Raw genomic sequence first — 26,242 nt, 5'->3', positions numbered from 1 at the left:
CTGGGGCATGGGCCTTCCACGCCAAGCGTGGAAGGCGCCGAGCCCATCGCGGCTCAGCAGTACTCGCGCCTTACCCGCTTGACCGCGCACGGCAGCTGGTACGCGCTCACCCCGCACCGCGGCGCCAGCTCGGACAGTGACAGCGCCTGCCCACCCCACAGCTGCACCTCGCTACCCACGCCCGCCGCTGCGTGCCGGGTCAGGTCCACGGTCAGCATGTCCATCGATACCCGGCCGATGACTTCACCGGGCTGCCCGTCGATCACCACCGGCGTGCCATTCGGAGCGAACTGGGGATAGCCGTCGGCGTATCCCATCGCCACCACCCCTACCCGGGTGCGCTGGGGGGCAACGAAGCGCGCCCCGTAGCCCACCGGCTCGCCGGCCTCGATCCATCGTTCGGCGATGACCTTGGAGCACATGGTCATCACCGGCCGCAGCCGTGCGATGACGTCCGAACCGACGGCAAGGGGATTGGCGCCGTACAGCATGAGGCCCGGCCTTACCCAGTCACTGCGCACATCCGGCCAGCCCAGCAGGGCCGGCGAATTGCACACGCTGGTCTGGCCCGCCAGGCCGTCAATCGCCGCGGCGAACAGCGCCGCCTGCTCATGCGTGCGTTCACTGTCGAGCTCGTCGGCGCGCGCCAAGTGCGTCATCAGCACGATCTCGCCCACCTGCGGCAACGCGGACAGACGCAAGTGCGCGGCGCGGAACGTCGGTACGTCCAGACCGAGCCGGTGCATGCCGCTGTCCAGCTTCAACCACACCGTCAAGGGTACCGGCGATGCGAACGCAGCAAGCGCCTCGACCTGCCAGGGCGCGCCCACGGCCGTCCACAGGCCATGCTCGGCGATCAACGGCAGCTCGCTGGCCTCGAAGAACCCTTCCAGCAGCAGGATGGGCGCGCGGATACCTGCCCCGCGCAGCTCCAGCGCTTCTTCGATGGTGGCGACCGCAAAGCCATCGGCCTCGCTTTCCAGCGCCTGCGCGCAGCGCACCGCACCGTGTCCGTAGGCATCGGCCTTCACCACGGCCAACGCCTTGCCACCGCCCAGCTCCCGCGCCAGCCGATAGTTGCTGCGCAGCGCTTCCAGGTCGATCAACGCACGTGCGGGGCGCATTGCAGGCTCTCCCTGTGCGATGCCGGAACGGCCTTGCCGCCGTAGCGGAAAATATCCAACCCTTCCGTGCTGATCTGCGGCTGGCGCGCGCTCATCAGGTCGGCCAGGTAGCGTCCCGAGCCGCAAGCCATCGTCCAGCCCAACGTGCCATGGCCGGTGTTGAGGAACAGATTGCGGAACGGCGTGGCGCCCACCACCGGCGTGCCATCCGGCGTGGCCGGGCGCAGCCCGGTCCAGAACTCGGCGCGCGACAGGTCACCGCCCTTCGGATACAGATCGCGCACCACCAATTCCAGCGTCTCGCGGCGGCGCGGCGACAGGGACAGGTCGAAACCCGCGACCTCGGCCATGCCGCCTACGCGGATGCGGTTGTCGAAGCGGGTGACCGCCACCTTGTAGCTCTCATCCAGGATCGTCGACGTCGGCGCCATGGCCGGGTCGGTGATCGGCAGGGTCAGCGAGTAGCCCTTCAGCGGGTACACCGGCAGGTCCAGCCCGAGGGGGGCGACCAAGGCCGGCGAGTAGCTGCCCAGCGCCACCACGTAGTGATCGGCGGTTTCCAGTTTGCCGTCCACGCGCACGCCGGTGATGCGGTCGCCGTCGTGCTGCACGCCGGCGATATCCACGTCGTAGCGGAACTCCACGCCCGCCGCTGCGGCCATCGCCGCCAGCCGACGGGTGAACAGCTGGCAGTCACCGGTCTGGTCGCGTGGCAGCCGCAGTGCCCCCACCAGACCGTCCACGTGCGCCAGTGCGGGCTCGGCCGCGATGATGCCGGCACGGTCCAGCACCTCATACGGCACGCCGTACTGCGCCAGCACCTCGATGTCCTGTGCGGACGCGTCCAGCTGCTGCTGGGTGCGGAACAGCTGCGTGGTGCCCAGCTCGCGCCCTTCGTAGTCGATGCCGGTTTCCGCGCGCAGCTGGTTCAAGCAGTCGCGGCTGTACTCGGACATGCGCACCATGCGCGCTTTGTTGATCGCGTAGCGCTCGTGCGTGCAGTTGCGCAGCATCTGCCACAGCCAGCGGTACTGGGCCAGGTCCATGCCCGGGCGGATCGCCAACGGCGCGTGTTTTTCAAACAGCCAACCGATCGCCTTGCGCGGCACACCCGGCGCCGCCCACGGTGAGGTGTAGCCGAACGAGAGCTGGCCGGCATTGGCGAAGCTGGTCTCCAGCGCCGGTCCCGGCTGACGGTCGAGCACGGTGACGTCGAAACCGGCCTGGCGCAGGTACCAGGCACTGGTGGTGCCGATGACGCCGCTGCCAAGGATGAGAACGCGCATGAGACTTCTCCAACCCGATCATTCCCTGCGTACAGGCACGCTGGGACCCTATTCGGAGAAGTATAGTCAGCACAAACCAGTGAATTTGCGCGTTTTTTGAAAGCAGATCAGGATATTTACCTGAAATCCATACTCCGCAGGTGACCCGATGGCCACGCGTATCCGCGACCTCGACAAAATTGACCGAAAAATACTGCGCATCCTGCAGGCGGAGGGCCGTATTTCCTTCACTGAACTGGGCGAACGCGTCGGGCTGTCGACGACGCCGTGTACGGACCGGGTGCGCAGGCTGGAGCGCGAGGCGGTCATCACCGGGTACCACGCGCATCTGGACCCCGCGGCGGTGAAGGCAAGCCTGCTGGTCTTCGTGGAAATCAGCCTGGCGTACAAGTCCGGCGACATCTTCGAGGAGTTCCGCCGCGCGGCGCTGAAGCTGCCCAACGTGTTGGAATGCCATCTGGTGTCGGGGGATTTCGACTATCTGCTGAAGGCACGGATCAGCGAGATGGCGTCGTACCGCAAGCTGCTGGGCAGCACCTTGCTGACCCTGCCGCATGTGCGCGAATCAAAGAGCTACATCGTGATGGAAGAGGTCAAGGAGACGTGGAGCCTGCCGATTCCTGATTGACCGGATGCGGCAGTGCCGGCCCTTGGCCGGCACCCTTTCCTCGCTCCCACGGTATGGCGTCAGCGCTGCTGCTTGGATCCCTGCTGCGGCTTGTCCTGCGGCTGCTTGGTTTTCTGCGCATCCGCCTGCTGTTGCTGCTGCTGCGGCTGACGACCCTGCTGCGATTTGTCCTGCGACTTATCGTCTTTGTTCTGCGTACCCATGATGGCGCTCACTTGAGGGATGGCGCCTTGGTCGGCGCAGGCCCACCTTCTGCCTGCCTGGGTTACTGGCGGGCGAATGTCGCGTGAGCTGGCGTCTTGATTGTGCTGACTGGGCGGCTGGAAAGGTCGAACGGGTGAGACCCCCTCGCGGCTGGGTGTCGGAGCTGCCGCTGGGTTGGGGCCGGGCGGTGGGGCGGGTCGGGGGACGGCAAAAACCGCTCCTGCGTGCCTCGTTTCGCGCCATCCATGGCGCTCAACGCCCCCGCCCCGCCCCACCGCCCGGCCCCTGACAGGTTCCGTGGCCGCCAGCCGCGTATGAAAAAAGAGAAAAGCGGTAGCGCCGAAGGCAGCGGCAGGAGCCGCGGCCAACGTCGCTTGCGACGGCCCGTAGGGTGCCGGTCAGGACGACCGGCATACCCATGGTCGGCGAGCGCAGCGGGCCGTTGGCGGGAACATTCCGCCGAGCACGGCTCGGCGCTACCGATGGCCGCCAGCCAGCCGCGTAATGAAGAAGAAAAAAAAGCGGTAGCGCCGAAGGCAGCGGCAGGAGCCGCGGCCAACGTCGCTTGCGACGGCCCGTAGGGTGCCGGTCAGGACGACCGGCATACCCATGGTCGGCGAGCGCAGCGGGCCGTTGGCGGAAACATTCCGCCGAGCACGGCTCGGCGCTACCGATGGCCGCGGTGCGTTACGGCTTGATCTTGGAGTCCGCGCCCTGCGGCACGCTGTCGTGGTATCGACCGGTGCGTGAGTCAAACACGCGGTTCTGGCCGGCCGGCCGCACGCCTGGGATGATCCGCCCATCGCGGTCATACACCTTCGCCGGGGCGGTGCTGGTGGGGGGCGGCGCTATCTGCGCCGGCCCCGTGCTGCGGATGGGCCCTGCCGCCGGCGGTGGATTCGTGAGGGGGCGCGGCGTTTGCACCGGGGACGGGGGCGATGGCTGCACCGGTCGCGGCGGCTGGGCAGGCACGGGCTGCGCCGCAGGCGGCGTCACCGTGGTCGCCCCGCGGGTGGAGGTCGGGCTGGACGGCGAGGCGATCTGCGCCAAGGCCAAGGTGGGCAGCAGCAGCACGCCCAGCAACAACAATGATCGGTTCATGGCACGGCTCCCACACGGTGTGACCCCAGCCTGCACCCGGCCTTGTGTGCTGCCCATGAATGGTGCTGCCCATGAAAGGAGCCCGCGCTTGCATGCCGTCGGCGCCGGCCCCATCTGCAGACAGTCCCCCATGGAGATCCCGCATGAGCGCCTTCGACCTCACGCCCCCCAGCGACGCCCAACGCCAAGCGCTGGAAGCCAGCCTCAGCCCCGACGAGGCGCGCGTGCTGCTCCAGCACGGCACCGAAGCGCCCTTCTGCGGCGTGTTCCTGGACAACAAGCGGGACGGCGTCTACTGCTGCCGCCTGTGCGCCCTGCCGCTGTTCCGCTCCAACACCAAGTTCGACTCCGGTACGGGCTGGCCCAGCTTCTTTGCGCCTTTCGTCGCCGAGCACGTGCATGAAATCCGCGACATCAGCCACGGCATGATCCGCACGGAGATCACCTGTGCCCGCTGCGGCAGCCACTTGGGCCATGTGTTCCCGGATGGACCGCCGCCCACGTTCGAGCGGCACTGCCTGAACTCCGTCTCACTTTCATTCACCGAGAATGGCGCGCCCTACGCCGATCCGCTCAAGCGCGGCGGTGCTGAGGCCCAGCCGGCCGGCTGATCACCTGACGGCACCAGAGCGGATGGATTTCACACATCCGCTCTTCAGAAAACCCGTGAACGCGCCGTAAAGGGAGATACCCCTGCTTCCTGCGTCGCGTCCATGCTCATCCTCATCGGCTTCCTCGTTGTCATCGCCAGCGTGCTTGGCGGCTATCTCGGCGCCCACGGTCGGCTGGGTGCCCTGTGGCAACCGTATGAGCTGGTCATCATCGGCGGTGCCGCCGTGGGCGCGTTCCTGGTGGGTACGCCGGCAAAGACGGTCAAGCAGACCCTGCAGGCCAGCGTGGCCGTGTTCAAGGGGCCGCGTTACAAGCGGCAGGACTATCTGGATGTGCTCAGCCTGGTCTACGAACTGCTCAACAAGGCGCGTCGCGAAGGCTTCATGTCGTTGGAAGACCATGTAGAGAAGCCCGGCGAAAGCCCGATCTTCGCGAACTACCCGAAGGTGCAGGCCGACCACCATCTGGTGGACTTCATCACCGACTGCCTGCGCCTGATGATCGGCAGCAACATCGAACCCCATGAACTGGAACCGCTGCTGGAGCTGGAGCTGGAGAAGCACCACGCCGAAGCCTTGGCGCCTTCGCAGGTCGTGACCAAGGTGGCCGACGGCCTGCCCGGCTTCGGCATCGTGGCCGCCGTGCTGGGCATCGTCATCACCATGGGCTCCATTGGTGGCCCGATCGAAGAAGTCGGCGCACACGTGGCCGGCGCGCTGGTCGGCACCTTCCTCGGCATCCTGCTGGGCTATGGTTTCGTCGGCCCGATGGCAGCGGCCATGGAAGCGCGCGCCGAGCAGGACAGCCGCATCTATGAATCAGTGAAGACCGCCCTGCTGGCCTGCCTGCGCGGCTACAACCCGAAGATCGCCCTGGAGTTCGCCCGCAAGACCCTGCCCTCCGACGTGCGCCCGGCCTTCTCGGAGTTCGAGCAGCACCTGAAGACGGTCAAATAAGCCATGTCGGACACCAAGCCCACCGTCATCGTTCGCCGGGTCAAGAAGCATGGCCACGCCGCGCATCATGGCGGCTCGTGGAAAGTGGCATACGCCGACTTCGTGACCGCGATGATGGCGTTTTTCCTCGTGCTGTGGCTGGTGGCGTCCACCAGCAAGCCCGAGCGCGGTGCCATTTCCGAGTACTTCCGCAACCCCAGTCCGTTGTCGGGCAAGAGCACCACGCCGGCTCCGGGCATGGCCGGGCCCGGCGGTGCCAGCACGTCGATGATCAAGCTGGGCGGCGCGGCCGACGTCAGCCGCGGCAACAGCAGCGACCCGTTCCAGAACCAGCGTGAAGCCATCCCGCAGGCCATCGATCGCCGCGAGCGCGAGAAACAGCAGCTGGAATCGCTGATGAAGGAACTGCAGGAAGCGATCAGCAAGAGCCAGGCTCTGGAACCCTTCAAGGACCAGTTGCTGCTCGACCTCACTCCGGAAGGGCTGCGCGTGCAGATCGTGGACAAGCAGAACCGGCCGATGTTCGACCTGGGTGGCTCGTCCCTGAAGGCGTACACCAGCACGATCCTGCATGAGCTGGCGACCTACCTGAACCACGTACCGAACCGGATCAGCCTGACCGGCCACACCGACACCACGGCGTACAGCAGCGTCCATGGCTATGGCAACTGGGAACTCAGCGCGGACCGCGCGAATGCCGCCCGGCGTGCGCTGGTGGACGGTGGCCTGGATGACAGCAAGGTCACCCGCGTGGTCGGCCTGGCCTCCTCGGTGTTGTTCGACAAGACCAACCCGCAGAATCCGATCAACCGCCGCATCAGCATCGTGGTGATGACCAAGGATGCGGAAGCCGCCGCACTGTCCGGCGCTGGCACGCCGGTTGCGATGTCCGCCGCCGTGGCAGACCCCGATGTGCAGGCCGCGCAGGCGCCCATCGAGGTCGGCGACGCCGCCCCCTGACCGGGCAGGGCATGTCCCTGCGCTCGCTGCCTTGGGCCCTTACAATGGGGGCCTCCTTTTTTGCAGGTAGCCGCATCATGTCCAAGCTGTCCAAGTCCAAGCGCGACAAGCGCAAGAAGCAGCAGCCCAAGCGCCCGTTCGCCCGCCTGAGCGATCAGCAGCAGGTGCAGAACCACGCCGTGCTGACCAATGAAGAAGGCCAGGCCGTGGCCGCGATTGGCCTGCAGGGCCGCCAGTGGCTGCTGTCGATCGGTGGCCAGACGATGGGCAACGCGGACGACCCGATGCCGATGCTGGCCATGCTCAAGCATCTGGCCAATGTGCAGGGCAAGGAAGGCCGCAAGGTCGACCTGCAGTACTCCGATGGCCTGGGCGAGCTGATCAAGGTGATGGCGGCCGAGAAGGACCTGGACGCTGACGCTTACCTGGATGAGCTGGCTGCCGAGTTCGATACCATCGACGCGGAAGACGCAGCGACCGAAGCCACCGCTGACACCGATGCGGACGCAGTTGCAGCCGACGCATCGACCGATGCCGTCGACGTCGAGGCTGACGCCGCTGTCGACGCTGACGCCGACGCCGACGACAAGCCGAAGGCCTGAGGCCTGGCGGAATCACGGTGACGGTCTACGTCGACGACGCAGTACACGCCTGGCGCGGACAGCGCTGGGCGCACCTGATGGCCGACACCTTGCCCGAGCTGCACGCCATGGCGGCGCAGCTCGGCATGCCCCGCCGCGCGTTCCAGAACAAAGCCAGTGGCGCGCATTACGATGTCAGCGCGCCGATGCGCGTGCAGGCCATCGCCCTCGGGGCGATGCCGATCTCCCGGCACACCGATCGTGCGCGGATGAAAGCGGTCATCGCCAACGCCCGCGCGCAGTACCAGCCCGACTGAGCCGCGTCAGAACGGGTCGCTGCCCAACCGCACTTCCACGTTCATCAGCGAGCACAGCGCCAGCATCGCGTCGTCATCGCGGGTCAGCGCCATCCAGCCGGTGAAGCCTTCGCTGCCGGCATCCACGCTCCACAGCGTGTAGTTGCGTTCGCGTAGCCGATCGAACGCGGTGGACATCAGCTGCGCGCCGTCCAGGTCCGCCGTGAAATCCTCATCGTCCAGGTCGCCGCCCCACTCCACCTGCAGGTTGAACCGTGCAGACAGCTCGTTGACGGCCGACATCAGCGATTCCAGATCGTCGCGCTCCACCTCGAAGCCACTCTGCCAGCCGATCGCCCCGAACAGCGGCGGCAGCCAGTCGCTGTCGGCCTCCATCGGCTCGCCCTGCTCGGCCAGCAGCTCGCGGAAGCGGTTGAACTGCTGCAGCGCCAGCTCTTCGTCGCCCGGGTTGATCAGCACCAGCAGGTTCCACGCACGTGCCTCGAAGTCGGCCTCGTCGAAGTCGTGCTCTTCTTCCTGGAAGTCGAAATAATCGCTGTTGTCGGGCATGGGCGTGTTCCTGGGATGCGTGGTGCGTGGCCTGCATTCTGAGGCTTGGCGGCTCGAGCCGGAAGCACCGGGATTGGGCCACGCCGCCGGGCCGGGTATCCTTTACCGCATGAAGCCGGCCGTGTTGGCCGCCACAGTGAATCCTGCAATGAGCGATACGCCTCCCGACCACCTGGCCATCAACCCGGCCAGCCCCCATCACGACGCCCAGGCGCTGGAGCGCGGCGTCGGCGTGCGTTTCAACGATGTCGAGCGCACCGACGTCGAAGAGTATTCGGTCAGCGAAGGCTGGATCCGCGTGCAGGCCGGCAAGGCCCGTGACCGCCGCGGCAACCCGATGACCCTGAAGATCAAAGGCAACGTCGACGTGCGCTTCCTGGACCTGAAGCCGCAGGGCTGAGCTTCGCGGTCACGGGGTAGCCGGCTGGGTAGAGCCGACTTCAGTCTGCTGCTCTACCGCAGGCAATCGGCAACGGCAGCCGGCTGAAGCCGGCTCTACCAGGGGCAACGGCGACCAAGCGCGACACCAGCCGGCTGAAGCCGGCTCTACCCGAGGCAACAGCGGCCGGGGCCGATCATTCCCGCTGCCGGGATTCCAGCAGGTCCAGGTTGCGGATCAGCTTGCGTGAGATCTCGTCGGAGATCACCCCGCGCCGGGTCAGCCGGAACAGTTCTTCGCGCTCGGCCACCAAGCCGGCACTGCGCAGTTGGCGGTAGCCGCGCTCCATGCGCCGCACCTTCTCCGGATCGACATCCGGGCCGTTCTCTTTTTCCAGATTGCGCTGGTACAGCAGGCTCACCCGCGATGCCGCGTCGTTGTACAGCTGCACGTTCTCGGTAGTCTGCTTCAGCACCAGCTGCTGCCGCATCCGCTCCACCCCGGCCAGCGCCGCCTTCGAAGCCAGCTTGCGGGCCACGTCCTCTTCCTTGCGCTCACCCGAATCAGCCGGCAACTGCAGCCCTTTCAACAGCTGCGGCAGCGCCACGCTGGCTCCGATCAGCGAGAACAGGATCACCGCGGCGGCCAGGAAGATCACCAGGTCACGTGCCGGGAACGGATCACCGCTGGGCAGGAACAAGGGCAGGGTCAGCACGCCGGCCAGGGTGATCGCACCGCGTACGCCGGCCACCGAGGTCGCCACCACGATGCGCCAGCCGGGCGCTTCGCCCTGCTTCTGCCCGCGACGGCGCGCACGCAGCAGGTTCCAGCGCAGCGACAGCCATACCCACAACAGACGCAGCAGGATCAGCGCAAGGTTGATCACCAGCACATACACCGCCAGCCACCACGGATTCTGGTGGCCGCTCTCGCCCATCGTCTCGACGGCACGCTCCACGATGCCCGGCAGCTGTTCGCCCAGCAGCACGAACATGATGCCGTTGAAGGTGAACTGCAGCATGTTCCACACCGCTGAGCGCTGCACCCGCATGCTGCCCGATACGCGGCCCGTCAGCTCTACGTAGCTCATGGTGATGCCGGCGGCCACCGCAGCGAGGATGCCCGAGGCGTTGATCTCTTCGGCCAGCAGGTAGGCTGCGAACGGGATCAGCAGGTTGACCAGCATCGCCGCGCCCGGCTCTTCGCCGAAGCGCCGCCACAACCAGCGCTGGAAGGTGGATACCCCGAAGGTCACCGCGACACCCACGGCCAGGCCGGCCACGGCCACCCACAGGAAGGTCAGCGACGCGGTCGCCAGCGAGAAGCTGCCGGTCATCACCGCGGCCACGGCAAAGCGGAAGCAGACCAGGCCCGAGGCATCGTTGAGCAGCGATTCGCCCTCCAGGATGTGCATCAGACGCTTGGGAATGGGGGCCTTCGAGGCGATCGCACCGACCGCCACCGGGTCGGTCGGCGAAATGATCGCCGCCAATGCGAAACACACGGCCAGCGGCATCACCGGGATCATCCAGTGGATCAGCAGGCCGGCCCCGAGCACGGTGAACACCACCAGGCCGAAGGCCAACTCCAGGATCGCGCCCTTGTCGCGGAACAAGCCCTGCTTGGGAATGCGCCAGCCGTCGAGGAACAGCAACGGCGGCAGGAACAGCAGGAAGAACATGTCCGGGTCGAGGTCATGGCCGCGGTTGAACACCCCGGCAATCACCGCGCCCAGCGCGATCTGCACCAGCGGCAACGGCAGCGAAAACGGCAGGACCCGGACGAGGTAGCCGCTGGCGACTACCGCGACCAGCATCGCCAGTACGACTTCAATGGTATGCATGCATCATCCAGATGACGGCGCGGGGGGAAGGATGGCCTACAGGCCAAGCGCCACTAACGCGAAAAAACTAGCACACCCATTTGATATCGCCCATAAGCGGAGCGTGTGGCGGTCGGCAGATACGGAGCGAGCGCGAGGGAGTGCGCGGGTCGTCAGCTGCGCTCGCCGTCGAAGCGGTAGATGTCCATCGCCAGCATGCCCGCGTCGATCCCGGCATCGATGCGCTGCGCGCCCAACCCGCCCGTCCCTGCCGCCCCCATGGCGAAATGCAGCGGCTGCAGGTGCTCGTCCGTCGGATGTGCGCGCGCCGCATAGGGGGCCTGGCGCCGGTAGTCGAGCAAGGCATCGACATCGCTCGCAGCCAGGCGCTGCTCTACCCAGTTGATGAAAGGACGCACGTAGGGCGCCTCCTTGCCATCCTGATACGTACCGAAATCGTGCAGGTTGTGGGTGATGCTGCCCGAGCCGATGAGCAGCACCCCTTCGTCGCGCAGCGGCGCCAAGGCACGGCCCAGTGCAAGCTGGTGCAGCGGACCGCGCTGCGGTTGCAGCGAGATCGGCACGACCGGGATCGACGCGTCCGGGAACAGCAGGCGCAGCGGCACCCACGCCCCGTGGTCCAGCCCGCGACTCACGTCCAGCTGTGCGTCCAGGTGTGCGTCCTGCAGCCTCTGCAGGACCTGCGCAGCCAGCACGGGGTCGCCGGGGGCCGGGTAGCGGATCCGGTACAGCGCCTCGGGGAAGCCACCGAAATCATGGATCGTCGGGGGTTGCGGATGCGCGCCGACGCGCGGCAGGTCACTCAACCAGTGCGCACTGGCGACGACGATGGCGCGGGGCCGTGGCAGGTCGGCCGCCAGCTCCGCCAAGCGAAGGCCGACCTGTCCCGGCTGCAGCGCCGTCATCGGCGAACCGTGGGAGATGTAGAGACTGGGCAGACGGCGCATGGTGCTGGCCTCGGGAAACCTGCGACCAGCGTAGGCCTCGCCGACGACGCGATAAACAGGACCGACGAGCCGGTCCGTCCCAGCAATGACCGCAATACCGCCCCGTCGCGCCGAGCGGCCAGCATCCGTAGCGCCGACCCATGGTCGGCGAGCGCAGCGGGCCCTTCGCGCCCCCTCCCCCGCGCTCTCAGGCCTCCACCGCATCCAGCTGCGCGATCACCGTCGCCAGCGGCACCGGGCGCCCCAGCAGGTAGCCCTGCACCTGATCACAGCCGTGCGCGCCCAGCCACTGCAGCTGGCCCGGGGTTTCCACGCCCTCCGCAATGATCGTCAGGCCCATGCTGTGCCCCAGCGACAACAGCGCCCGACAGATCGACGCATTGCGCGGATTGGTTTCCACATCCGCCACGAAGCTGCGGTCGATCTTCAAGATATCCAGCGGCAGGTGCTGCAGGTAGGACATGCTCGAATACCCCGTACCGAAGTCATCCAGCGATACGCAGATGCCCTGCTCGTGCAGCCGCTGCATCGTCTGCATCGCCTGTGCAGGCTTGCGCATCAGGCTGCTCTCGGTGAGCTCCACCTGCAGCGCACCGCGACGCAGGCCGAACTCCTGCATGGCGCGCGCGAACTCACCCACCAGATCACTGTTGAAGAACTGCACCGCCGACACATTGACCGCAATCGGCAGGTCACCCCAGCCGGCATCCACCAGCTGCCGCTGCGCCTGCGCCGCCGCGCGGATCACCCAGCGCCCCAGCGCCAGGATCAGGCCGGTGTCTTCGCACAGCTGGATGAAGTCGCCCGGCGGGATGAAGCTGCCATCGGCCTGCGGCCAGCGAAGCAACGCCTCCAGCGCGGCCGGCGTGCCATCGGCGGCATGACAGATCGGCTGGAAGTAGAGCTCGAATTCGGCGTCGATCGCGTTGTGGATCCGCCCGGCCAGACGCAGCCGCTCGGCCAATCGCGCGGTCACGCTGGGGTCGAACCATGCCAGCGCATCGCCCTCGGCGCGCGCACTGTGTGCCGCTTGTGCGGCCATGCCGATCACCTGGGTAGCCTGCAGCCCATCGCCCGCGATATGCACCGCCACCCCCACGCTCGGCTCGAACTGATGCAGCGACTCCTTGCCACGTACGGGCTCCGATACGATCTGCACCAGTGCATCCAGCGCGCTCTGTGTTTCCTGCCCATCGCGGAAGGCGAACACGAAGTCCTCGCCCGGCTGGAAGGCCAGCCAGCCGTAACGCGCGCCCAGCCCACCCAGCCGCGTGGCCATCGCCTGCAACACCGCATCCCCGATATCACCGCCCAGCGCATCGGACACCAGCTGCAGTCCGCGCAACTGGATGAAGGCAACGGTGTACCCGCTGCCGCAGTCGTCCAGTGCAGCAGCCAGTGCGCGCGGATTGAGCAGACCGGTCTGCGGATGGTGGCTGGCGTGGTAGGCAAGCTCACGCTCGTAGGCCAGCCGCTCGCTCACGTCCTCAGCCAACACCAGGCACGCCGAACGGCCATCGAAATCCAGCCGCGACAGATGGGCGCGCACTTCGAAGACGCTGCCATCCTTGCGCTGGTGCAGCCGGATCTTGGCATCCTGTACTTCGCCGACGCGGGCATCGGCGATCGCGCCGCGGATCTCTTCCCAGCCCTCGCGCGGGCGGATGTCGAGGATGCTCATCCCGAGGAACTCTTCGCGGGTATAGCCATACTGGCTGATCGCCGCGCGGTTGACCTCCATGAAGCGCAGCGTGTCCGGGTCGAACACCCAGAACGGCGCGGGATTGCGATCAAACAGCAAGCGGAATTGACGCTCCGCCTGTACCAGTCGCTCACGGGCCTGGTACCGCTCGCTGATGTCGGTCACCGCGCCGATCACGCGCCGCTGCCGGTCGGACATCGCCACGCGGCGTCCGCGCGCGCTCACCCAGCGTATCTCGCCGCCGGGCAGTACCAGGCGGAACACTTCATCCAATACCGTATCACCGGCAAACGCGCTGTCGAAGGCGGCCTGCAGACGACCCGCATCCTCGCGATGCACGCGGGCGAAGAAATCTGAAACCGGCAGGGTGTCCACCGGCACGCCGAACAGCTCACGCGCCAGCGGCGACCAGTGCAGCTGGCAGGCATCCTCATCGACATACCAGGTGCACACGCGACCCACCTGATGCGCCAGCAGCAGCTCGGCATGGCCGGTGCGCAGCTCTTCGGCCAGCACGAGCTGGCGTCGGCTGGTACGACGGACCACCCACACCAAGGCACCCAGCAGCACCCAGTACAGCAGGAACATCGCTGATGCCGCGTACAGATACGGCCACCACGCAGACAGCACGTCGCGCCGTCCCAATCCCGCATACACCGCCAGCGGATACTGGTGCAGCGTGCTCATCGCCGAGATGCGGGTCGTCCCGTCGATGGCGCTGGTTTCCACGCCAAGCGAGTGCACCGCATCGGTGCCCAACGCGGACCGGTGCGGCAGGTCGAAGCGCTGCCCCACGATGTCGCCGCTCGCCGGCGCGCGGGCCAGCACATGTCCTTCCACGTCAGTGATCGATACGACGCCCTGGCTACCGATATCCAGGCCGCTGATGATCCGTTGCAGTTCGCTGGTATGCAGCCGCACCAGCAACCAGCGATCCTGCTCAAGCTGCAGCGCCAGCGGCAACACCCAGTTCAGTCCATCGTGACGCTGCGGCGGACCCAGGTACAGATCGCTGCCGGAGCCACGGCGCTGGCCGTCCACCCACAACGGCAGCTGCAGGTCACCGACTCCGCTGGTGATCGCGCGCCCGTGCTGGTCCACGACCACGATACTGTCGAGCTCGGCATGGCGGTGCAGCACGCCGGCGATGTTCTGGTCCAGCAACTGAGGGGCCTGCGCCGGCACGCTGCGGAACAGCTGCGCCGCATCGGCTCCGATGCCATGCATCGCCCGTTCCAGATTGCGCATCTCCAGCCATAACAGGCGCTGGCTGCCCACCGCCAAGGTGCGGCTCTGGCGCTGCGCCACGTCTGCGCGACGCTGGAAGTCGCTGGCCAGCATCGTGGCCAGGCCAGCGCCGAACAGGACGCCCAGCAGCGCGCCACCCCACAGGAAGGCGCGCTGCGGGCGCAGCAAGGCGCGACTCAGTGCGGACATCGGTGCGAACGTTGCCAATGGTGGGCAGTTGCTCTCATGCGCAAAACGCTTCCTGTGATCCTGACCAGAGCGGCCGCGGATGCACTTTCTTGACCGCCCTGGTTGTTTCCCGGTGATGGCGCACGCAACGCGCCCAGCCCGGCCCCGGTTTGCAGCATGCATCAGGCAGATGACCACAGGAAGAGGAGCATCCCCCGTTCAGCCACATCCGGCACAGGCGCCGCCCTGCTGCGGCACGGTTGCCACTGCAACCAGCCCCGGTAGCAGGCAGTAGACTGGTATTTTTCCGCCGTTCGAGAATTCCATGCCCAGGTTGCGCCGCTCTCCCCTGCTGCTGGCCATCGCCGCCAGCCTGTCCCTGACCCTGTCGGCCTGCGGTGGCGATACCCCGGCCGATGCGCCACAGCCCCAGCAGCAAGCCGCCGCCGAGGCTCCCGCCAAGGCACAGCTGGGCAGCTTCGGTTTCGATGCATCGGGAATGGACCGCAGCGTGGCCGCGGGCGACAACTTCTTCGACTTCGCCAACGGCAGCTGGGTCAAGAACACCGAGATCCCGGCCGACCGCTCGCGGTTCGGCAGCTTCAATGTGATCGCTGAAAAAACCCAGGCCGATACGCGCGCCATCCTGGAAGGCGCGGCGAACAATGCGCAGGCCACCGGCGAAGACAAGCTGATCGGTGATTACTACGCGGCCTACATGGATGAGGCCGGCATCGAACAGCGCGGACTGTCCCCGGTGCAGCCGCAGTTGCAGGCGATCGAGGCGCTCGCCGACAAGGCCGCGTTGGCCCGCGCACTCGGTGCCGACGTGCGCGCCGACGTGGACCTGCTCAACGCCACGAACTTCTACACCGACCGCTTGTTCGGGTTGTGGGTGTCGGTCGACCTGCTGCAGCCGGAGCGCACCGCGCCTTACCTCGTGCAGGGTGGGCTGGGCATGCCGGACCGTGATTTCTACCTAAGCGATGGCCGCATGGCGGCGTTGCGCAAGCAGTACCAGGACTACGTAGGCCAGGTGCTGAAGCTGGCCGGCGTCGCCGACCCCGCCGCGAAGGCGCAGCGCATCGTGGCGCTGGAAACCAGGATCGCCCAGGCCCACGTGAGCCAGGAAGAAACCAACGACGTCGCCAAGGGGGCCAACCCCTGGACCCGCGAAGACTTCAGCGCGAAGGCACCGGGCATGGACTGGGCCGCGTTCCTGGAGGCCTCCGGGCTGGGCCAGCAGCAGGATTTCATCGTCTGGCAGCCCAAGGCCGTCGCCGGCCTGTCGCGGCTGGTCGCCACCGAACCCCTCGAAGACTGGAAGGACTACCTGACCTTCCACGCCCTGGACCGGGCCGCGCCCTACCTGCCGAAGACGTTCGCCGATGCGCGCTTCGCCTTCCATGGCACCGCACTAAGTGGAACCCCGCAGCAGAGCGATCGCTGGAAGCGGGCGGTGGACGATGCCAACCACGCCGTGGGCGAAGCCATCGGCAAGCGCTACGTGGAAAAGCACTTCGACGCCAAGACCAAAGAACGCGCCGACGCGATGGCGAAGAACATCATCGCCGCCTTCGCCAAGCGCATCGATGGCCTGGAGTGGATGTCACCGCAGACCAAGGCCAGTGCCAAGGCCAAGGTTGCCGGACTCACCGTGGGCATGGGCTATCCGGAGACGTGGCGCGACTACAGCGGCCTGGAGGTGAAGCGGGATGATCCGTTGGGCAATGCGCAGCGCGCCGAACAGTTCGAGTACCAGCGCAATCTTTCCAAGCTGGGCAAGGCACCGGACCACGGCGAGTGGGCGATGCTGCCGCAGACCATCAACGCGATGAACGTGCCGCTTGAAAACCGCCTGGTGTTCCCGGCGGCGATCCTGCAGCCGCCCTTCTTCGACGGCGCCGCCGACGATGCCGTGAACTACGGCGCCATCGGTGCGGTGATCGGCCACGAGATCAGCCACGGGTTCGACAACGCGGGCGCGCTGTTCGATGACACCGGCCGCCTGCACAACTGGTGGACGCCGCAGGACCTGCAGAAATTCAACGCAGCGGGCGACGCGCTGGCCGCGCAGTTCAGCAGCTACGAGCCCTTCCCCGGCGTGCACGTCAATGGCCGCCTGTCGCTGGGCGAGAACATCGCCGACGTGGCCGGTCTGGGCACCGCCTACGATGCCTACCAGCTCTCGCTGCAGGGCAAGCCAGGGCAGACGCTGGAAGGCTTCACGCCCGATCAGCGCTTCTTCCTCGGCTTCGCTCAGGCGTGGCGCAGCAAGAGCCGCGAGCAGGCCCTGCGCAATTCGTTGTTGACCGACGTGCATGCACCGGGCCAGTTCCGCGCACTGACCGTACGCAACATCGACGCCTGGTATCCCGCATTCGACGTAAAGGAAGGCCAGAAGCTCTACCTGGCGCCCGACAAGCGCGTAAAGGTCTGGTAAGCCCTGGTAGCGCCGAGCCACGCTCGGCGAGCGCACCGGTGGGCCGTTACAGGCCCGCCGGCCACCGCCGCAACTGCGCCACTTCAACACCCACCCGCGCGCACGCCCGGCTCGCCAATCCATCCGGAAGCGCACGCCGGAACAGCGGCGCAGCCCCCTGCAACAGCCGCATCGATGCCTGTGCCTGGACCCGCTGCCGCGTGCCGTGCTCCAGCAGCTCGCTTGCCCACTCCGGCAACAACGCCGCCCCCGCGCCCATGAACACATCCCGCGACAGTCCCGCCACCGGCACGGGCAACTTCACCGCAGACAGCACCTGCAACACCTCGCGCGCCCGGGCATCCAGGCACAGCTGCGGCCGCTGCATCGCAAAGAACGCATCCACTTCCGCTGCACTACGCGGCACATCCCTCGCCCCCAATGCTTCGGCGACACGCCGGAACTCATCGTAGTAGCGATCAACCATCGCGTCGGGCATCGCCCGTCCATAGCGACGAAAGCCCTGCAGGAAGCCATAGGCCTCGGTCACATGCACCCAGGTGAGCAACTGCGGGTCATCGGCGGCGTAGGGCACGCCCTCCACGCTGCCGCGCACGCGCGAATGGATCCGGCGCACCCGGGCCACGAGCGTGTCGACTTCCGCCGTGGGGGCATAGGTCGTGCCCGCGACGAACGCCGTGGTCCGGCGCAGGCGCCCGACCAGGTCTTCGCGGAAGTTGGAGTGGTCGTACACCCCCGCCAGCGCACGCGGATGCAGCGCCTGCAGCATCAGGGCACAGAGCCCGCCGGCGAGCATCGACGGCAGTTCGGCATGGACCCGCCAGGTAACGCTGTCCGGCCCGAACCAGCCCGGGTCCCCGATCGGATGGTCGTAGTCGATCTCGCTCTGTCCGCGGGGAAAGGCATCCATCACCCAGCGGCGGATGGGCGCGGTCAGTGGCGAAAACAAAGAGGGCATGGCGCGATCGGGGGACCTGGCAGTGGCGCGGCTTGCGCGATTTGGCCCCATTGTCGGCCACTCGACACCCGATCCTTTGTGAAAGCGGGGCCCGACCCCGCCCGTGTGCACGCGCAGCACGATTTTCAGTGCGACATCTTGTCGCAGGCCGTCAGATCGATGTTGCGTCGCACCAAGGTGCGCGTGCGCCTCCGTATTCATCCGCGTATGGGTCCACGCCTTCGCATCCCCTTTATTGCGCCCCTCGCTGGAAGTGCTAGAACTGAACCCGCCTCACCGGTCAATGCATCGCCGCACGTTCCAACAGGGAGCCCGCCATGATTGCTTTGTTCAAAGGTTTAGGATTGTTGTTGCGCGACAACGAGCTGTACCACAGCCCGTTTGAAAAACAGGTTGCCCACTGGCGTGGTCTCAGCGAGCAGCAGATCCGCCAGGAGGTGGCCGTGCTGGCCCAGGCGAAAAGCCAATGGCTGATCGCCTCCATCGTCGGCTGGCAGGCCGCATCGTTGCTGATCCTCGGGCTGATCGCCAATTACCTCTGGCGGGATGATTTCCATATCACCTTCACCCGCGTCGTCATCATCATCGGCTCCTGGGTATCGATCCTCTTCGTGATCTGGTTCATGGCGAACATGTTCGACCAGCAAGCCGGGTTCGAACGCTGGATGAAGGCCTTCAACAGCCGCGCCCGCATCACCTCCAGCGCCGACAGCGTGGAATGCGTGGCCGACGCACTCGGAATGGCCGAACACTACCCGGAAGTGCTGGATTACAAGCAGTCCGTGACCGAGAAACGCGAACTGCGCCACGAGGACATCCGCATCATGTCCGAGATCGGCCGCATGAAGCAGCACACCGAACTGGTTGGCCGCCTGAACCACGTCGGCCAGACCACCAGCCACCGCGACCTCACCCTGCAACCCGCCTTCTGAACCCAAAAAAGGGGACGGAGGGGATTAAGTCGTTTCCGGCCCCTACGGGTTGAAAACGACTTAATTCCCTCCGTCCCCTTTTTGTTGTCATTGGCAGCGGGCGGCGGGGGTGGTGGCTACGCAGCTCTTGAATCCCGGCGGCAGGCTGGCGTGCTTCTGCCGTTGGCCTGCGCGTACGTCGAACTGCTGCAGGGCGCTGCGTTCGCAATGCTGTTGCCCGTCGCAGGCCTCCTGGAATACCTGGTAATAGCAGCGGCCGCTGTCACTGCTCACGCACTCGAACCACGCGCCGTCCGTACGCACGGACGTGCGACTGAACAGTTGATCCATGCCGTGTGCGCTGATGCGGGTGATCGAGGTCGTGGTCACCTTGTCATGGCAGCCGAACAAGGACAGCAGGCAACTCATTATCGTAGTGAGAAAACGCATGGCATGGCCCTTCCCTAGTGGCCTGCCGCGGCTTACATGCCGCGGAACAGGCTCATGAACGGTTGACTGACGGTGAGTGTTTCGGGGCGTTCGCGCAGGCGCAGTACGCCCCGCCCGGTGTCGTCGCGGCTCACTGCGGCAACGGCTTTCATGTTGACGATGGTGGACCGGTGCACCTGGCGGAACTGCTGTGGATCCAACGCCGCCACCAGCTCCCGCAATGGGGTGCGCAGCAGGCTCTCGCCGTCGGCGGTCACCACCGTGGTGTATTTGTTGTCTGCGCGGAAATACACCACGTCCTCCAGCATGATCAGCACCGTGTCACGTCCATTGCTTGCGGTAATCCATGCCAGTGGCGGTACGTCTGCACGCTCCGCTGGGGCCCCCAATCGCTGCAGCAGCCGCTCCAGCACGGCATCGTCGTGGCGTGCCGACGGCAGCCGCGCCAGGATGCGCTCGCGCGTCGCCAGCAGGCGCTCATCGCTTACCGGCTTGAGCAGATAATCCATCGCGCCCTGTTCGAACGCATCGATGGCGTACTGGTCGTAGGCCGTAACGAACACCACCTGCGTGCGCGGGCTCAGTTCGGCCAGCGCGCGTGCCACCTGGATGCCGCTGATACCCGGCATGCGGATGTCCAGGAACGCGATGTCCGGTTGGCGTTCGGCCAGTTGCTCCAGTGCCGTGGCGCCGTCCTCGCACTCGGCGACGATGCGCAGCTCCGGCCACAACCGCTGCAGTTGCTCCACCAAGGCGGCGCGCAGCAGCTCTTCGTCTTCGGCAATCAGCGCGTCAAGCGGCATGAGCGGCGTCCTTCGGGGCCTGCGGCAATGTCATGGTAGCGGCGACGCCGCTGGGGAAATTGGTGACGATCGCTACACCGGCCTGCTCGCCGCAGGTCAGGCGCAGGCGCTCACGCAGGTTCTTCAGCCCGATGCCGGTGCCGCTGGTGCCATGGCCGAAGCCAAGCCCATCGTCGGCCACGGTCACCGTGACATGGTCATCGAAGGCGCGCGCGATGATCCAGATCGTGCCACCGCCCGGCTTGGGTTCCAGGCCATGCTTGATCGCGTTCTCCACCAGCGTCTGCAGCGCCATCGCCGGCAGCCGGACGCCCTGCAACGCATCGGGCACCTGCACTTCAACGCCCAGGCGTGCGCCCATCCGGATGCGCAGGATCTCCAGGTACGCACGGGTGCGCTCCAGCTCCACGCCCAAGGTGGACACCGACTCTTCCATGCTCGGCAGCGAGCTGCGCAGGTACTGGATCAGGTGGCCGATCATCTGGTCGGCACGCGCTGGATCGGTGCGGGTGAGCACCTGCGCATTGGCCAGCGAGTTGTACAGAAAGTGCGGTTCCACCTGCGCATGCAGCAGGTTCAAGCGCGCGACCGACAGTTCCTTCTCCACGTGGGTCTGCTCGGCCGCTGCTTGTTCGTCGCGTCGCTGTTCGGCCACGCGGCCGCTGACGGCGCGGGTCAGCGCTTCGGCGTTCTCGAAGTTGCTGCCCTCGTCCAGCGCCAGCAGATCGGCCCACCAGCCCGCGTCGGGTTCGAACAACAGGGTGACCGTGCTCGTTCCCTGCCCCGGCGTCACCGTGGCCAGCACGCTGTTGCGCTTGATCGCCAGACGCGCGGGCAGGTTCCAGCGAGAGGGCTGGCGACCATTCCACGGATCGACGCGCCGTACATAGGCACGCACCTGCAGGCTACCGGCAGAACTTTCGATGTCCTCGACACGTGGCAACTCGGCGATGGCGCGCTCCAGCAGCAGGAAGGCCGGTCCGGCGTCCAAGGGCAGTTCTATCTGCCGCCGCTGGCGATTGGACAGCGTGCTCCCATCCAGCTTGCCAGTGATCAGCCAGACCCGGCGCACGTGGGTGATCGCGCTGCCCAGTGCGGACAGCATCAGGAACATCGCAAGCAGGCCGAACACCCAGCCCGGGCCGTCTTCCATGCCGCTGAAGATGCCACTCCACACCATGCCCGCCACGACCAGCGCAGCGGCCCAGGCCAGCAGATGTCGGAAGATCAGGGAAACGCTGGCGAACACGGGAGTGCCTTTGGCGATGGGATGGGCCGAGCATAGTGCGCCGGCCCGCCACGGCAAGCACCCGGCGACGAACGCCGGGAATCAGGCGACGAATCCCGCCTTGGCAGCGACGGCCGCTGGCCGTCAGCCGGCGGCGCCGTTGGTCAACCACGCCGAGCATGGCCCGGCGCTACCCAGCCGCTGCCTCAGCGGCGCTGCGCGGCACTCTGGTCACGGACCGTGCGGAACGCTTCGGCGGCGTCCCAGTTCGGCCAGTCGCGTGAGTTGGCCAGTTCGTTCCCCAGCGTGTACAGCACCTCCAGGTCACGTGCGGCGCCGGCGAACTTCCAGTCCGGCTGCCATTCGTCACCCTGCTGGTGGTAGCGCTTGGCGGTGTAATCGTCGGACGCCTTCTTGCCCGCCGCGACGCCACCGTCCACCCAGTCCTGCCCCGCCGACCACGAAAGCGCCGGCACGCCGCGCTTGGCGAAGGGGAAGTGATCCGAGCGGAAGAACAGGCCGGCTTCCGGCTTCGGGTCCGGGGTGTAGCGGATGTCCCAACGCTGGGCCACGTCCTTCAACTGGTCCAGCAGCTCGAAGCGCGCCGAACCGTAAATGCCGAAGTCACGCGACGGACTGAAGGGCGCCATGCCATCCATGTTGATCACCGCCACGGTCTTTTCCAGCGGATACAGCGGATGGGTGGCGTAGTACTCCGAGCCCAGCAACCCCTTCTCTTCGGCTGTCACCGCCAGGAACAAGACCGAACGTTCCGGCTTGGGGGCCTTGGCGTAGCCACGCGCCAGCTCGATCAAGGCGGCAGTGCCGCTGGCATTGTCCAATGCGCCGTTGAAGATCCGGTCACCGCGGGCATCGGGCTCACCCACGCCGATATGGTCCCAGTGCGCGCTGTACACCACGGTTTCATCCGGGTGCGTGCTGCCTTCCAGACGCGCGGCCACGTTGTGCGAGGTGATCACTTCGGTCTTCACCGCGTAATTCGCATCCAGGCTGGCACCGGTCAGCGGCACGGCGGTGAAGTCGCGCTGCTGCGCCTGCTTCTTCAACGCCTCGAAATCCAGTCCCGCCGAACGGAACAGGTCCACCGCAAGATCACGCTGGATCCAGCCTTCCAGCAGCGGATGGCTGCCGGCCGGATCGTCACGCACCACGTCGAACATCGTGTTGGTGTTGGAGCCAGCCACGGTGGCCCAGCCGTACGACGCCGGCGCGGTCTCGTGCACGATCAGCACGCCGAGCGCACCCTGTCGGGCAGCCTCTTCGTACTTGTAGGTCCAGCGACCGTAGTACGTCATGCCCTTGCCATCGAAGTCACCTTGGCCGGTCTCGAAGTCCGGGTCGTTGATCAGCACGACGGCGATCTTGCCCTTCAGGTCCACGCCCTTGAAATCGTCCCAGTTCTTCTCCGGCGCCTTCACGCCGTAGCCCAGGAACACCAGTGGCGCCTTGCTGATGGCGACCTTGTCGGCACCATTCATGGCCGCGCGCACTGCGATCTGCTTGCCCTGTTCCAGCGGAAGCGTCTTCTGGCCCTGATGCAACGCCAACTGCGGCGTGCCCACGATGTCTCCCTTCAGCAACGGCACCGCCTGGGTCCACAAGCGCTTGCCGTCCTGCAGGTCACCGCCCGGCTGCAAGCCCGCCGCAGCGAACTGTTTGCTGAGGAACTCAATCGTCTTGGTTTCCCCGGCCGTGGCCGGCGAACGACCCTCGTAGGCATCCGATGCCAGCTCGCGGACATCAGCAGAGATCCGCGCGCCATCGAACTTCGGCGTCGCCGCCATCAACGCACCTGATACCGACAGGGCCAGCACAGTCATCACTACACGCTTCATTGCTCTCTCCAGCAGGGATTGCGACAAGCCCCCGAGTGTAGCCGCTTAAAAAACGGACGGAGGGGGAGCGAGGTGGGTAGAGCCGACTTCAGTCGGCTGCATTGCCGACGCAGCCGACTGAAGTCGGCTCTACCTCACTCTGCCAGCAGCGCAGCCGACTGAAGTCGGCTCTACCCCCCCTGCCCCCGCTTTTCCAAGCAGCAGTATCCGTTCGCGCTCGTTGCCGGTCAGCGAAGCAGCGTGGGTGAAGGCTGCGCGTGCGTCGTCGTTCCTGCCCAGTCGAGACAATACTTCCCCGCGCACCACCCACAACGGCGCGTACTGCTGCAGGCGAGGTTCGTCCAGAAGGGGGTGCAGCAGGCCCCACGCAGCCAAGGGACCGTCGGCGCGCAATATCGCGACCACCCGGTTCAGGGCGATCACCGGCGACGGTTGGACCTGCAGCAGCCGGGTGTACAGCGTGGCGATCCCGGCCCAATCGGTGTCCTCAGGCGCCAGCGCGCGGGCATGGCATGCCGCGATTCCCGCCTGCAGCACGTACGGGTCTTCCTGGCCCATCAGCGAATGCGCCTGCTGCAGCGATGCCAGTCCCCGCGCAATCTGCAGGCGATCCCAGCGCGACCGGTCCTGCTGCTCGAGCAGGACCGGCGCGCCAGCGCCATCGGAACGTGCCGCGCTGCGCGATGCCTGCAGTTCCATCAACGCCAGCAATCCGTGGATCGACGCATGGCCAGGCATCCGCTGCGCCAGGATCCGCGCCAGCCGCAGGGCTTCCTCACACAGGGCCGGGCGCATCCAATCCTCGCCGTAACTGGCAGCGTAGCCTTCATTGAACACCAGGTAGATCACCTCCAGCACCGCCCCCAACCGCGCTGGCAGATCCGCCGCGCGCGGCACGTCGAAGGGCACCTGGTGCTGCGCGAGCGTGCGCTTCGCCCGCACGATCCGCTGCGCAATCGTCGGTTCGGGCAGCAGGAACGCACGCGCGATTTCCTGCGTGGTCAGTCCACCCAGCAGGCGCAGCGTCAAGGCGATCCGCGCGTCCGCGGGCAACTGCGGGTGGCAGGCGACGAACATCAGCCGCAGCAGGTCATCGCCGATGTCATCGACCAGGGCCTCACTGTCATCCGGCGCCACCGGGCTCGCCGGATGCAGCACCTCCCCCCAGCGCGCGTGCTGCTCGGCCACGCGTTGATGCTGACGCAGCACATCGATGGCACGGTTGCGCGTCGCGGTCATCAGCCAGGCTCCAGGGTTGTCCGGCATGCCCTCCACTGGCCAGCGCTCGAACGCCACCAGCCAGACATCCTGCACCAACTCCTCGGCACGGCCGATGTCACCGCCGAGCAGCCGCGCGCAGCGGGCGATCAGCAGGGGCGATTCCATGCGCCACAGGGTCTCCAGCCGTTGCTGCATCCCCGTCATGCCGCGTGCGGTGTCTTCATGCAATTGACCATCCACGGTTTGCCGTAGCGGTCGTGCAGCATGCCCCAGCGGTGCGCCCAGAATGTCTCCGCCAAGGGCATGTGGACGGTGCCGCCTGCAGCGAGTGCAGCGAAGACCCGCTCGGCTTCCTCGATGGAGGTCACCTCCACGTTGATGGTGGTGCCCCCCGCATTTCCCGCGCCGGGCCCGTCCGCCGCCATCAGGGTCGCGCCGCCGACGTCGAGTTGCGCGTGGGCGACGCGGTCCAGGGTGTCAACCGGCATCTCGTTGCAGCCCGGGCCGTCGGAGGGCGGCATATCGCGGTAGGTCGTCTCGGACGTCACCACGCCACCCAGCGCGTGCGCATAGAACGCCATCGCGTCGTGTGCCTGGCCGTCGAAATCAAGGAACGGGATCAGTTTCATGTGGATTCTCCGGCGTTTCAACGGTTGGCAGACACGTCGCGCAGATGCTGCTCCTGCGCGCGCAGATCGGGGGTGAAGGCTTCACCGAAGTCCTCTTCGCTCATCACCGGGCGCAGCTCCAGTTCATCCCCTTCGACAAACGGCGCACGCCGCGCCCATTCCAGCGCTTCGTCCATCGACCGCACCTGCCACAGCCAGAAGCCCGCGACCAGGCCATGCGGGTCGGCAAACGGCCCCGCCTGCACCTGCGGCGCCGCCCCGTCGAAGCGCAGCCGGTGTCCCCGCGCACTGGCATGCAGCCCCTCGCCCGCCAGAAGTACGCCGGCCTTGACCAGCGCATCGTTGAACGTCCCCATTGCTTCCAGCGCATCGTGGCTGGGCATCTCGCCCGCCTCGATCCGGGGGTTGGATTTCACCAGGACCATCACCTTCATGACCGTGCTCCGCGCGTGGCACCGGTTCTGCCGGGCCTTCATCATGACGACGAACCAGAGCGCGTGGAATCGACACGCCGGGCGCAGATTCCTCCACCCAGCGCACCGGCACCCTGCGGCGTCGCAACATAAGAGGGCCCGGTTCGGGTCCATCATGGGCGCCTGGCCGCCTTGGACCTTGCCCATGCCGCAGTACGCGCTTCTGATCTACATCGAGCCTGCCCTGCTGCAGGCACTGCCCAGCGCCGAGTTCGACGCATTGATGCGCGACTGCCTGCAGCACGCGGACGCGCTGCAGGCACAGGGGACCTTGTTGGCCTCGCAGAAACTGCAACCGGTGGAAGAAGCGAGAACACTGCGCATCCGCGGCACGCAGCAGCGCATCGTCGATGGCCCGTTCGCCGAGACTCACGAATTGCTGGCGGGCTTCAACCTGATCCAGGCCCCCGACGCGGATGCCGCGATGCGCATCGCGCAGGGGTTCCCGTGGGCACGGTTCGGCAGCATCGAAGTACGCCCGCTGCAGGATCTGGACGTCGAGCGCGAGCGCGTCGGCGCAGGGTAGAGCCGACTTCAGTCGGCTGCATTTCGGGTGCAGTGGGGTAGAGCCGACTTCAGTCGGCTGGATTATCGAGCGCAGCCAGGTAGAGCAGAGTTCAGTCGACTGCATTTGAGGTGCAGCCGACTGAAGTCGGCTCTACCAC

26 protein-coding genes are annotated in these 26,242 nt (G+C 66.6%); 10 read left to right on the top strand and 16 right to left on the bottom strand.

The window, feature by feature from the left end:
* Window positions 1-53: 53 nt before the first annotated feature.
* Both alr and ABRP17_RS10670 read right to left on the bottom strand, forming a co-directional pair.
* Window positions 54-1,124 carry an alanine racemase gene (gene alr, locus ABRP17_RS10675; protein WP_349984672.1) on the bottom strand — a complete coding sequence of 357 codons (1,071 nt, stop codon included), beginning with the start codon at window positions 1,122-1,124 and terminating at the stop codon, window positions 54-56.
* Window positions 1,103-2,410, bottom strand: coding sequence for a D-amino acid dehydrogenase (locus tag ABRP17_RS10670; protein WP_349984673.1), 1,308 nt, complete (start codon window positions 2,408-2,410; stop codon window positions 1,103-1,105). Before ABRP17_RS10670 ends, alr begins: the two co-directional genes overlap by 22 nt.
* Before the next feature lie 148 nt (window positions 2,411-2,558).
* Here ABRP17_RS10670 and ABRP17_RS10665 point away from each other — a divergent pair, with 148 nt between their 5' ends.
* Window positions 2,559-3,038, top strand: coding sequence for an Lrp/AsnC ligand binding domain-containing protein (locus ABRP17_RS10665; RefSeq protein ID WP_188325943.1), 480 nt, complete (start codon window positions 2,559-2,561; stop codon window positions 3,036-3,038).
* A gap of 59 nt (window positions 3,039-3,097) precedes the next feature.
* Here the strand turns inward: ABRP17_RS10665 and ABRP17_RS10660 are convergent, their stop codons facing one another.
* Entirely contained in the window at window positions 3,098-3,241 is a 144-nt protein-coding gene (locus ABRP17_RS10660) for a lana protein (protein ID WP_188325942.1), read from the bottom strand.
* A 688-nt stretch (window positions 3,242-3,929) separates the two neighbouring features.
* Complete coding sequence (locus ABRP17_RS10655) at window positions 3,930-4,343, bottom strand: classical arabinogalactan protein 4 (RefSeq protein WP_349984675.1); 414 nt, start codon at window positions 4,341-4,343, stop codon at window positions 3,930-3,932.
* A 143-nt stretch (window positions 4,344-4,486) separates the two neighbouring features.
* On the opposite strand from ABRP17_RS10655, the gene msrB reads away from it, so the two are divergent.
* The 5 genes from msrB (at window position 4,487) to ABRP17_RS10630 (ending at window position 7,769) form a co-directional block, all read left to right on the top strand.
* Window positions 4,487-4,954: a peptide-methionine (R)-S-oxide reductase MsrB gene (gene msrB / locus ABRP17_RS10650; RefSeq protein WP_349984676.1), complete on the top strand. Its 468-nt coding sequence runs from the start codon at window positions 4,487-4,489 to the stop codon at window positions 4,952-4,954.
* Between the two features lie 102 nt (window positions 4,955-5,056).
* Window positions 5,057-5,911 carry a flagellar motor stator protein MotA gene (gene motA / locus ABRP17_RS10645; protein ID WP_188325939.1) on the top strand — a complete coding sequence of 285 codons (855 nt, stop codon included), beginning with the start codon at window positions 5,057-5,059 and terminating at the stop codon, window positions 5,909-5,911.
* A 3-nt stretch (window positions 5,912-5,914) separates the two neighbouring features.
* Window positions 5,915-6,871 (top strand): flagellar motor protein MotB, encoded by a 957-nt coding sequence (gene motB / locus ABRP17_RS10640; RefSeq protein WP_192096078.1) that lies wholly within the window; start codon window positions 5,915-5,917, stop codon window positions 6,869-6,871.
* A gap of 77 nt (window positions 6,872-6,948) precedes the next feature.
* Window positions 6,949-7,473, top strand: a complete 525-nt coding sequence (locus tag ABRP17_RS10635) for a hypothetical protein (protein WP_349984677.1) — start codon at window positions 6,949-6,951, stop codon at window positions 7,471-7,473.
* 17 nt (window positions 7,474-7,490) lie between these two features.
* Window positions 7,491-7,769, top strand: a complete 279-nt coding sequence (locus ABRP17_RS10630; protein WP_349984678.1) for a DUF4031 domain-containing protein — start codon at window positions 7,491-7,493, stop codon at window positions 7,767-7,769.
* Window positions 7,770-7,775: 6 nt separating this feature from the next.
* Here the strand turns inward: ABRP17_RS10630 and ABRP17_RS10625 are convergent, their stop codons facing one another.
* Window positions 7,776-8,318 carry a hypothetical protein gene (locus tag ABRP17_RS10625; protein ID WP_188325935.1) on the bottom strand — a complete coding sequence of 181 codons (543 nt, stop codon included), beginning with the start codon at window positions 8,316-8,318 and terminating at the stop codon, window positions 7,776-7,778.
* Window positions 8,319-8,466: 148 nt separating this feature from the next.
* Between ABRP17_RS10625 and ABRP17_RS10620 the strand changes: the two genes are divergently transcribed.
* Window positions 8,467-8,718, top strand: coding sequence for a DUF3297 family protein (locus ABRP17_RS10620; protein ID WP_188325934.1), 252 nt, complete (start codon window positions 8,467-8,469; stop codon window positions 8,716-8,718).
* A gap of 175 nt (window positions 8,719-8,893) precedes the next feature.
* Here the strand turns inward: ABRP17_RS10620 and ABRP17_RS10615 are convergent, their stop codons facing one another.
* From ABRP17_RS10615 to ABRP17_RS10605, 3 genes are all read right to left on the bottom strand, one after another.
* Window positions 8,894-10,540 carry a Na+/H+ antiporter gene (locus tag ABRP17_RS10615; protein ID WP_349984679.1) on the bottom strand — a complete coding sequence of 549 codons (1,647 nt, stop codon included), beginning with the start codon at window positions 10,538-10,540 and terminating at the stop codon, window positions 8,894-8,896.
* Window positions 10,541-10,692: 152 nt separating this feature from the next.
* Window positions 10,693-11,487, bottom strand: a complete 795-nt coding sequence (locus tag ABRP17_RS10610) for a class III extradiol ring-cleavage dioxygenase (protein WP_349984680.1) — start codon at window positions 11,485-11,487, stop codon at window positions 10,693-10,695.
* A 187-nt stretch (window positions 11,488-11,674) separates the two neighbouring features.
* A complete protein-coding gene (locus tag ABRP17_RS10605; protein ID WP_349984681.1) occupies window positions 11,675-14,626 on the bottom strand; it encodes an EAL domain-containing protein in 2,952 nt (983 codons plus the stop codon).
* Window positions 14,627-14,930: 304 nt separating this feature from the next.
* Here ABRP17_RS10605 and ABRP17_RS10600 point away from each other — a divergent pair, with 304 nt between their 5' ends.
* Window positions 14,931-17,048: a M13 family metallopeptidase gene (locus tag ABRP17_RS10600; RefSeq protein WP_349984682.1), complete on the top strand. Its 2,118-nt coding sequence runs from the start codon at window positions 14,931-14,933 to the stop codon at window positions 17,046-17,048.
* A gap of 46 nt (window positions 17,049-17,094) precedes the next feature.
* Here the strand turns inward: ABRP17_RS10600 and ABRP17_RS10595 are convergent, their stop codons facing one another.
* On the bottom strand, window positions 17,095-18,006 hold the full coding sequence (locus tag ABRP17_RS10595) for an oxygenase MpaB family protein (protein WP_349984684.1): 912 nt from the start codon (window positions 18,004-18,006) through the stop codon (window positions 17,095-17,097).
* A gap of 317 nt (window positions 18,007-18,323) precedes the next feature.
* On the opposite strand from ABRP17_RS10595, the gene ABRP17_RS10590 reads away from it, so the two are divergent.
* Entirely contained in the window at window positions 18,324-18,938 is a 615-nt protein-coding gene (locus ABRP17_RS10590; RefSeq protein WP_188325928.1) for a hypothetical protein, read from the top strand.
* A gap of 87 nt (window positions 18,939-19,025) precedes the next feature.
* On the opposite strand, the gene ABRP17_RS10585 is transcribed toward ABRP17_RS10590, so the two are convergent.
* From ABRP17_RS10585 to ABRP17_RS10555, 7 genes are all read right to left on the bottom strand, one after another.
* Window positions 19,026-19,367: a hypothetical protein gene (locus ABRP17_RS10585; protein ID WP_349984685.1), complete on the bottom strand. Its 342-nt coding sequence runs from the start codon at window positions 19,365-19,367 to the stop codon at window positions 19,026-19,028.
* A 32-nt stretch (window positions 19,368-19,399) separates the two neighbouring features.
* Window positions 19,400-20,170 carry a LytTR family DNA-binding domain-containing protein gene (locus ABRP17_RS10580; RefSeq protein ID WP_188325926.1) on the bottom strand — a complete coding sequence of 257 codons (771 nt, stop codon included), beginning with the start codon at window positions 20,168-20,170 and terminating at the stop codon, window positions 19,400-19,402.
* Window positions 20,160-21,419 (bottom strand): histidine kinase, encoded by a 1,260-nt coding sequence (locus tag ABRP17_RS10575; RefSeq protein ID WP_349984687.1) that lies wholly within the window; start codon window positions 21,417-21,419, stop codon window positions 20,160-20,162. The genes ABRP17_RS10580 and ABRP17_RS10575 overlap by 11 nt, the downstream gene beginning before the upstream one ends.
* 185 nt (window positions 21,420-21,604) lie before the next feature.
* Window positions 21,605-23,254: a M28 family metallopeptidase gene (locus ABRP17_RS10570; protein ID WP_349984689.1), complete on the bottom strand. Its 1,650-nt coding sequence runs from the start codon at window positions 23,252-23,254 to the stop codon at window positions 21,605-21,607.
* Between the two features lie 129 nt (window positions 23,255-23,383).
* Window positions 23,384-24,679: a sigma-70 family RNA polymerase sigma factor gene (locus ABRP17_RS10565; protein ID WP_349984771.1), complete on the bottom strand. Its 1,296-nt coding sequence runs from the start codon at window positions 24,677-24,679 to the stop codon at window positions 23,384-23,386.
* Complete coding sequence (locus ABRP17_RS10560; RefSeq protein WP_349984690.1) at window positions 24,676-25,104, bottom strand: VOC family protein; 429 nt, start codon at window positions 25,102-25,104, stop codon at window positions 24,676-24,678. The genes ABRP17_RS10565 and ABRP17_RS10560 overlap by 4 nt, the downstream gene beginning before the upstream one ends.
* Before the next feature lie 17 nt (window positions 25,105-25,121).
* Complete coding sequence (locus tag ABRP17_RS10555) at window positions 25,122-25,538, bottom strand: YciI family protein (RefSeq protein WP_349984691.1); 417 nt, start codon at window positions 25,536-25,538, stop codon at window positions 25,122-25,124.
* Between the two features lie 184 nt (window positions 25,539-25,722).
* Here ABRP17_RS10555 and ABRP17_RS10550 point away from each other — a divergent pair, with 184 nt between their 5' ends.
* Window positions 25,723-26,103: a YciI family protein gene (locus tag ABRP17_RS10550; RefSeq protein ID WP_188325921.1), complete on the top strand. Its 381-nt coding sequence runs from the start codon at window positions 25,723-25,725 to the stop codon at window positions 26,101-26,103.
* Window positions 26,104-26,242 lie beyond the last annotated feature (139 nt).

The sequence above is a fragment of the Stenotrophomonas sp. WHRI 8082 genome (assembly GCF_040223995.2).
Classification (GTDB): domain Bacteria; phylum Pseudomonadota; class Gammaproteobacteria; order Xanthomonadales; family Xanthomonadaceae; genus Stenotrophomonas.
This window is presented reverse-complemented; position numbering and strand designations above follow the sequence as displayed.

Bases quoted from the DNA above. Each gene is read 5' to 3' on its own strand.
- ABRP17_RS10555 (WP_349984691.1), bottom strand. From the start codon at position 25,538: ATGAAGGTGATGGTCCTGGTGAAATCCAACCCCCGGATCGAGGCGGGC.
- ABRP17_RS10570 (WP_349984689.1), bottom strand. From the start codon at position 23,254: ATGAAGCGTGTAGTGATGACTGTGCTGGCCCTGTCGGTATCAGGTGCG.
- ABRP17_RS10620 (WP_188325934.1), top strand. From the start codon at position 8,467: ATGAGCGATACGCCTCCCGACCACCTGGCCATCAACCCGGCCAGCCCC.
- ABRP17_RS10600 (WP_349984682.1), top strand. From the start codon at position 14,931: ATGCCCAGGTTGCGCCGCTCTCCCCTGCTGCTGGCCATCGCCGCCAGC.
- ABRP17_RS10580 (WP_188325926.1), bottom strand. From the start codon at position 20,170: ATGCCGCTTGACGCGCTGATTGCCGAAGACGAAGAGCTGCTGCGCGCC.
- ABRP17_RS10590 (WP_188325928.1), top strand. From the start codon at position 18,324: ATGATTGCTTTGTTCAAAGGTTTAGGATTGTTGTTGCGCGACAACGAG.
- ABRP17_RS10585 (WP_349984685.1), bottom strand. From the start codon at position 19,367: ATGCGTTTTCTCACTACGATAATGAGTTGCCTGCTGTCCTTGTTCGGC.
- motA (WP_188325939.1), top strand. From the start codon at position 5,057: ATGCTCATCCTCATCGGCTTCCTCGTTGTCATCGCCAGCGTGCTTGGC.
- alr (WP_349984672.1), bottom strand. From the start codon at position 1,124: ATGCGCCCCGCACGTGCGTTGATCGACCTGGAAGCGCTGCGCAGCAAC.
- ABRP17_RS10655 (WP_349984675.1), bottom strand. From the start codon at position 4,343: ATGAACCGATCATTGTTGTTGCTGGGCGTGCTGCTGCTGCCCACCTTG.
- ABRP17_RS10560 (WP_349984690.1), bottom strand. From the start codon at position 25,104: ATGAAACTGATCCCGTTCCTTGATTTCGACGGCCAGGCACACGACGCG.
- ABRP17_RS10625 (WP_188325935.1), bottom strand. From the start codon at position 8,318: ATGCCCGACAACAGCGATTATTTCGACTTCCAGGAAGAAGAGCACGAC.
- ABRP17_RS10565 (WP_349984771.1), bottom strand. From the start codon at position 24,679: ATGACGGGGATGCAGCAACGGCTGGAGACCCTGTGGCGCATGGAATCG.
- ABRP17_RS10660 (WP_188325942.1), bottom strand. From the start codon at position 3,241: ATGGGTACGCAGAACAAAGACGATAAGTCGCAGGACAAATCGCAGCAG.
- ABRP17_RS10605 (WP_349984681.1), bottom strand. From the start codon at position 14,626: ATGTCCGCACTGAGTCGCGCCTTGCTGCGCCCGCAGCGCGCCTTCCTG.
- msrB (WP_349984676.1), top strand. From the start codon at position 4,487: ATGAGCGCCTTCGACCTCACGCCCCCCAGCGACGCCCAACGCCAAGCG.
- ABRP17_RS10670 (WP_349984673.1), bottom strand. From the start codon at position 2,410: ATGCGCGTTCTCATCCTTGGCAGCGGCGTCATCGGCACCACCAGTGCC.
- motB (WP_192096078.1), top strand. From the start codon at position 5,915: ATGTCGGACACCAAGCCCACCGTCATCGTTCGCCGGGTCAAGAAGCAT.
- ABRP17_RS10610 (WP_349984680.1), bottom strand. From the start codon at position 11,487: ATGCGCCGTCTGCCCAGTCTCTACATCTCCCACGGTTCGCCGATGACG.
- ABRP17_RS10615 (WP_349984679.1), bottom strand. From the start codon at position 10,540: ATGCATACCATTGAAGTCGTACTGGCGATGCTGGTCGCGGTAGTCGCC.
- ABRP17_RS10595 (WP_349984684.1), bottom strand. From the start codon at position 18,006: ATGCCCTCTTTGTTTTCGCCACTGACCGCGCCCATCCGCCGCTGGGTG.
- ABRP17_RS10635 (WP_349984677.1), top strand. From the start codon at position 6,949: ATGTCCAAGCTGTCCAAGTCCAAGCGCGACAAGCGCAAGAAGCAGCAG.
- ABRP17_RS10550 (WP_188325921.1), top strand. From the start codon at position 25,723: ATGCCGCAGTACGCGCTTCTGATCTACATCGAGCCTGCCCTGCTGCAG.
- ABRP17_RS10665 (WP_188325943.1), top strand. From the start codon at position 2,559: ATGGCCACGCGTATCCGCGACCTCGACAAAATTGACCGAAAAATACTG.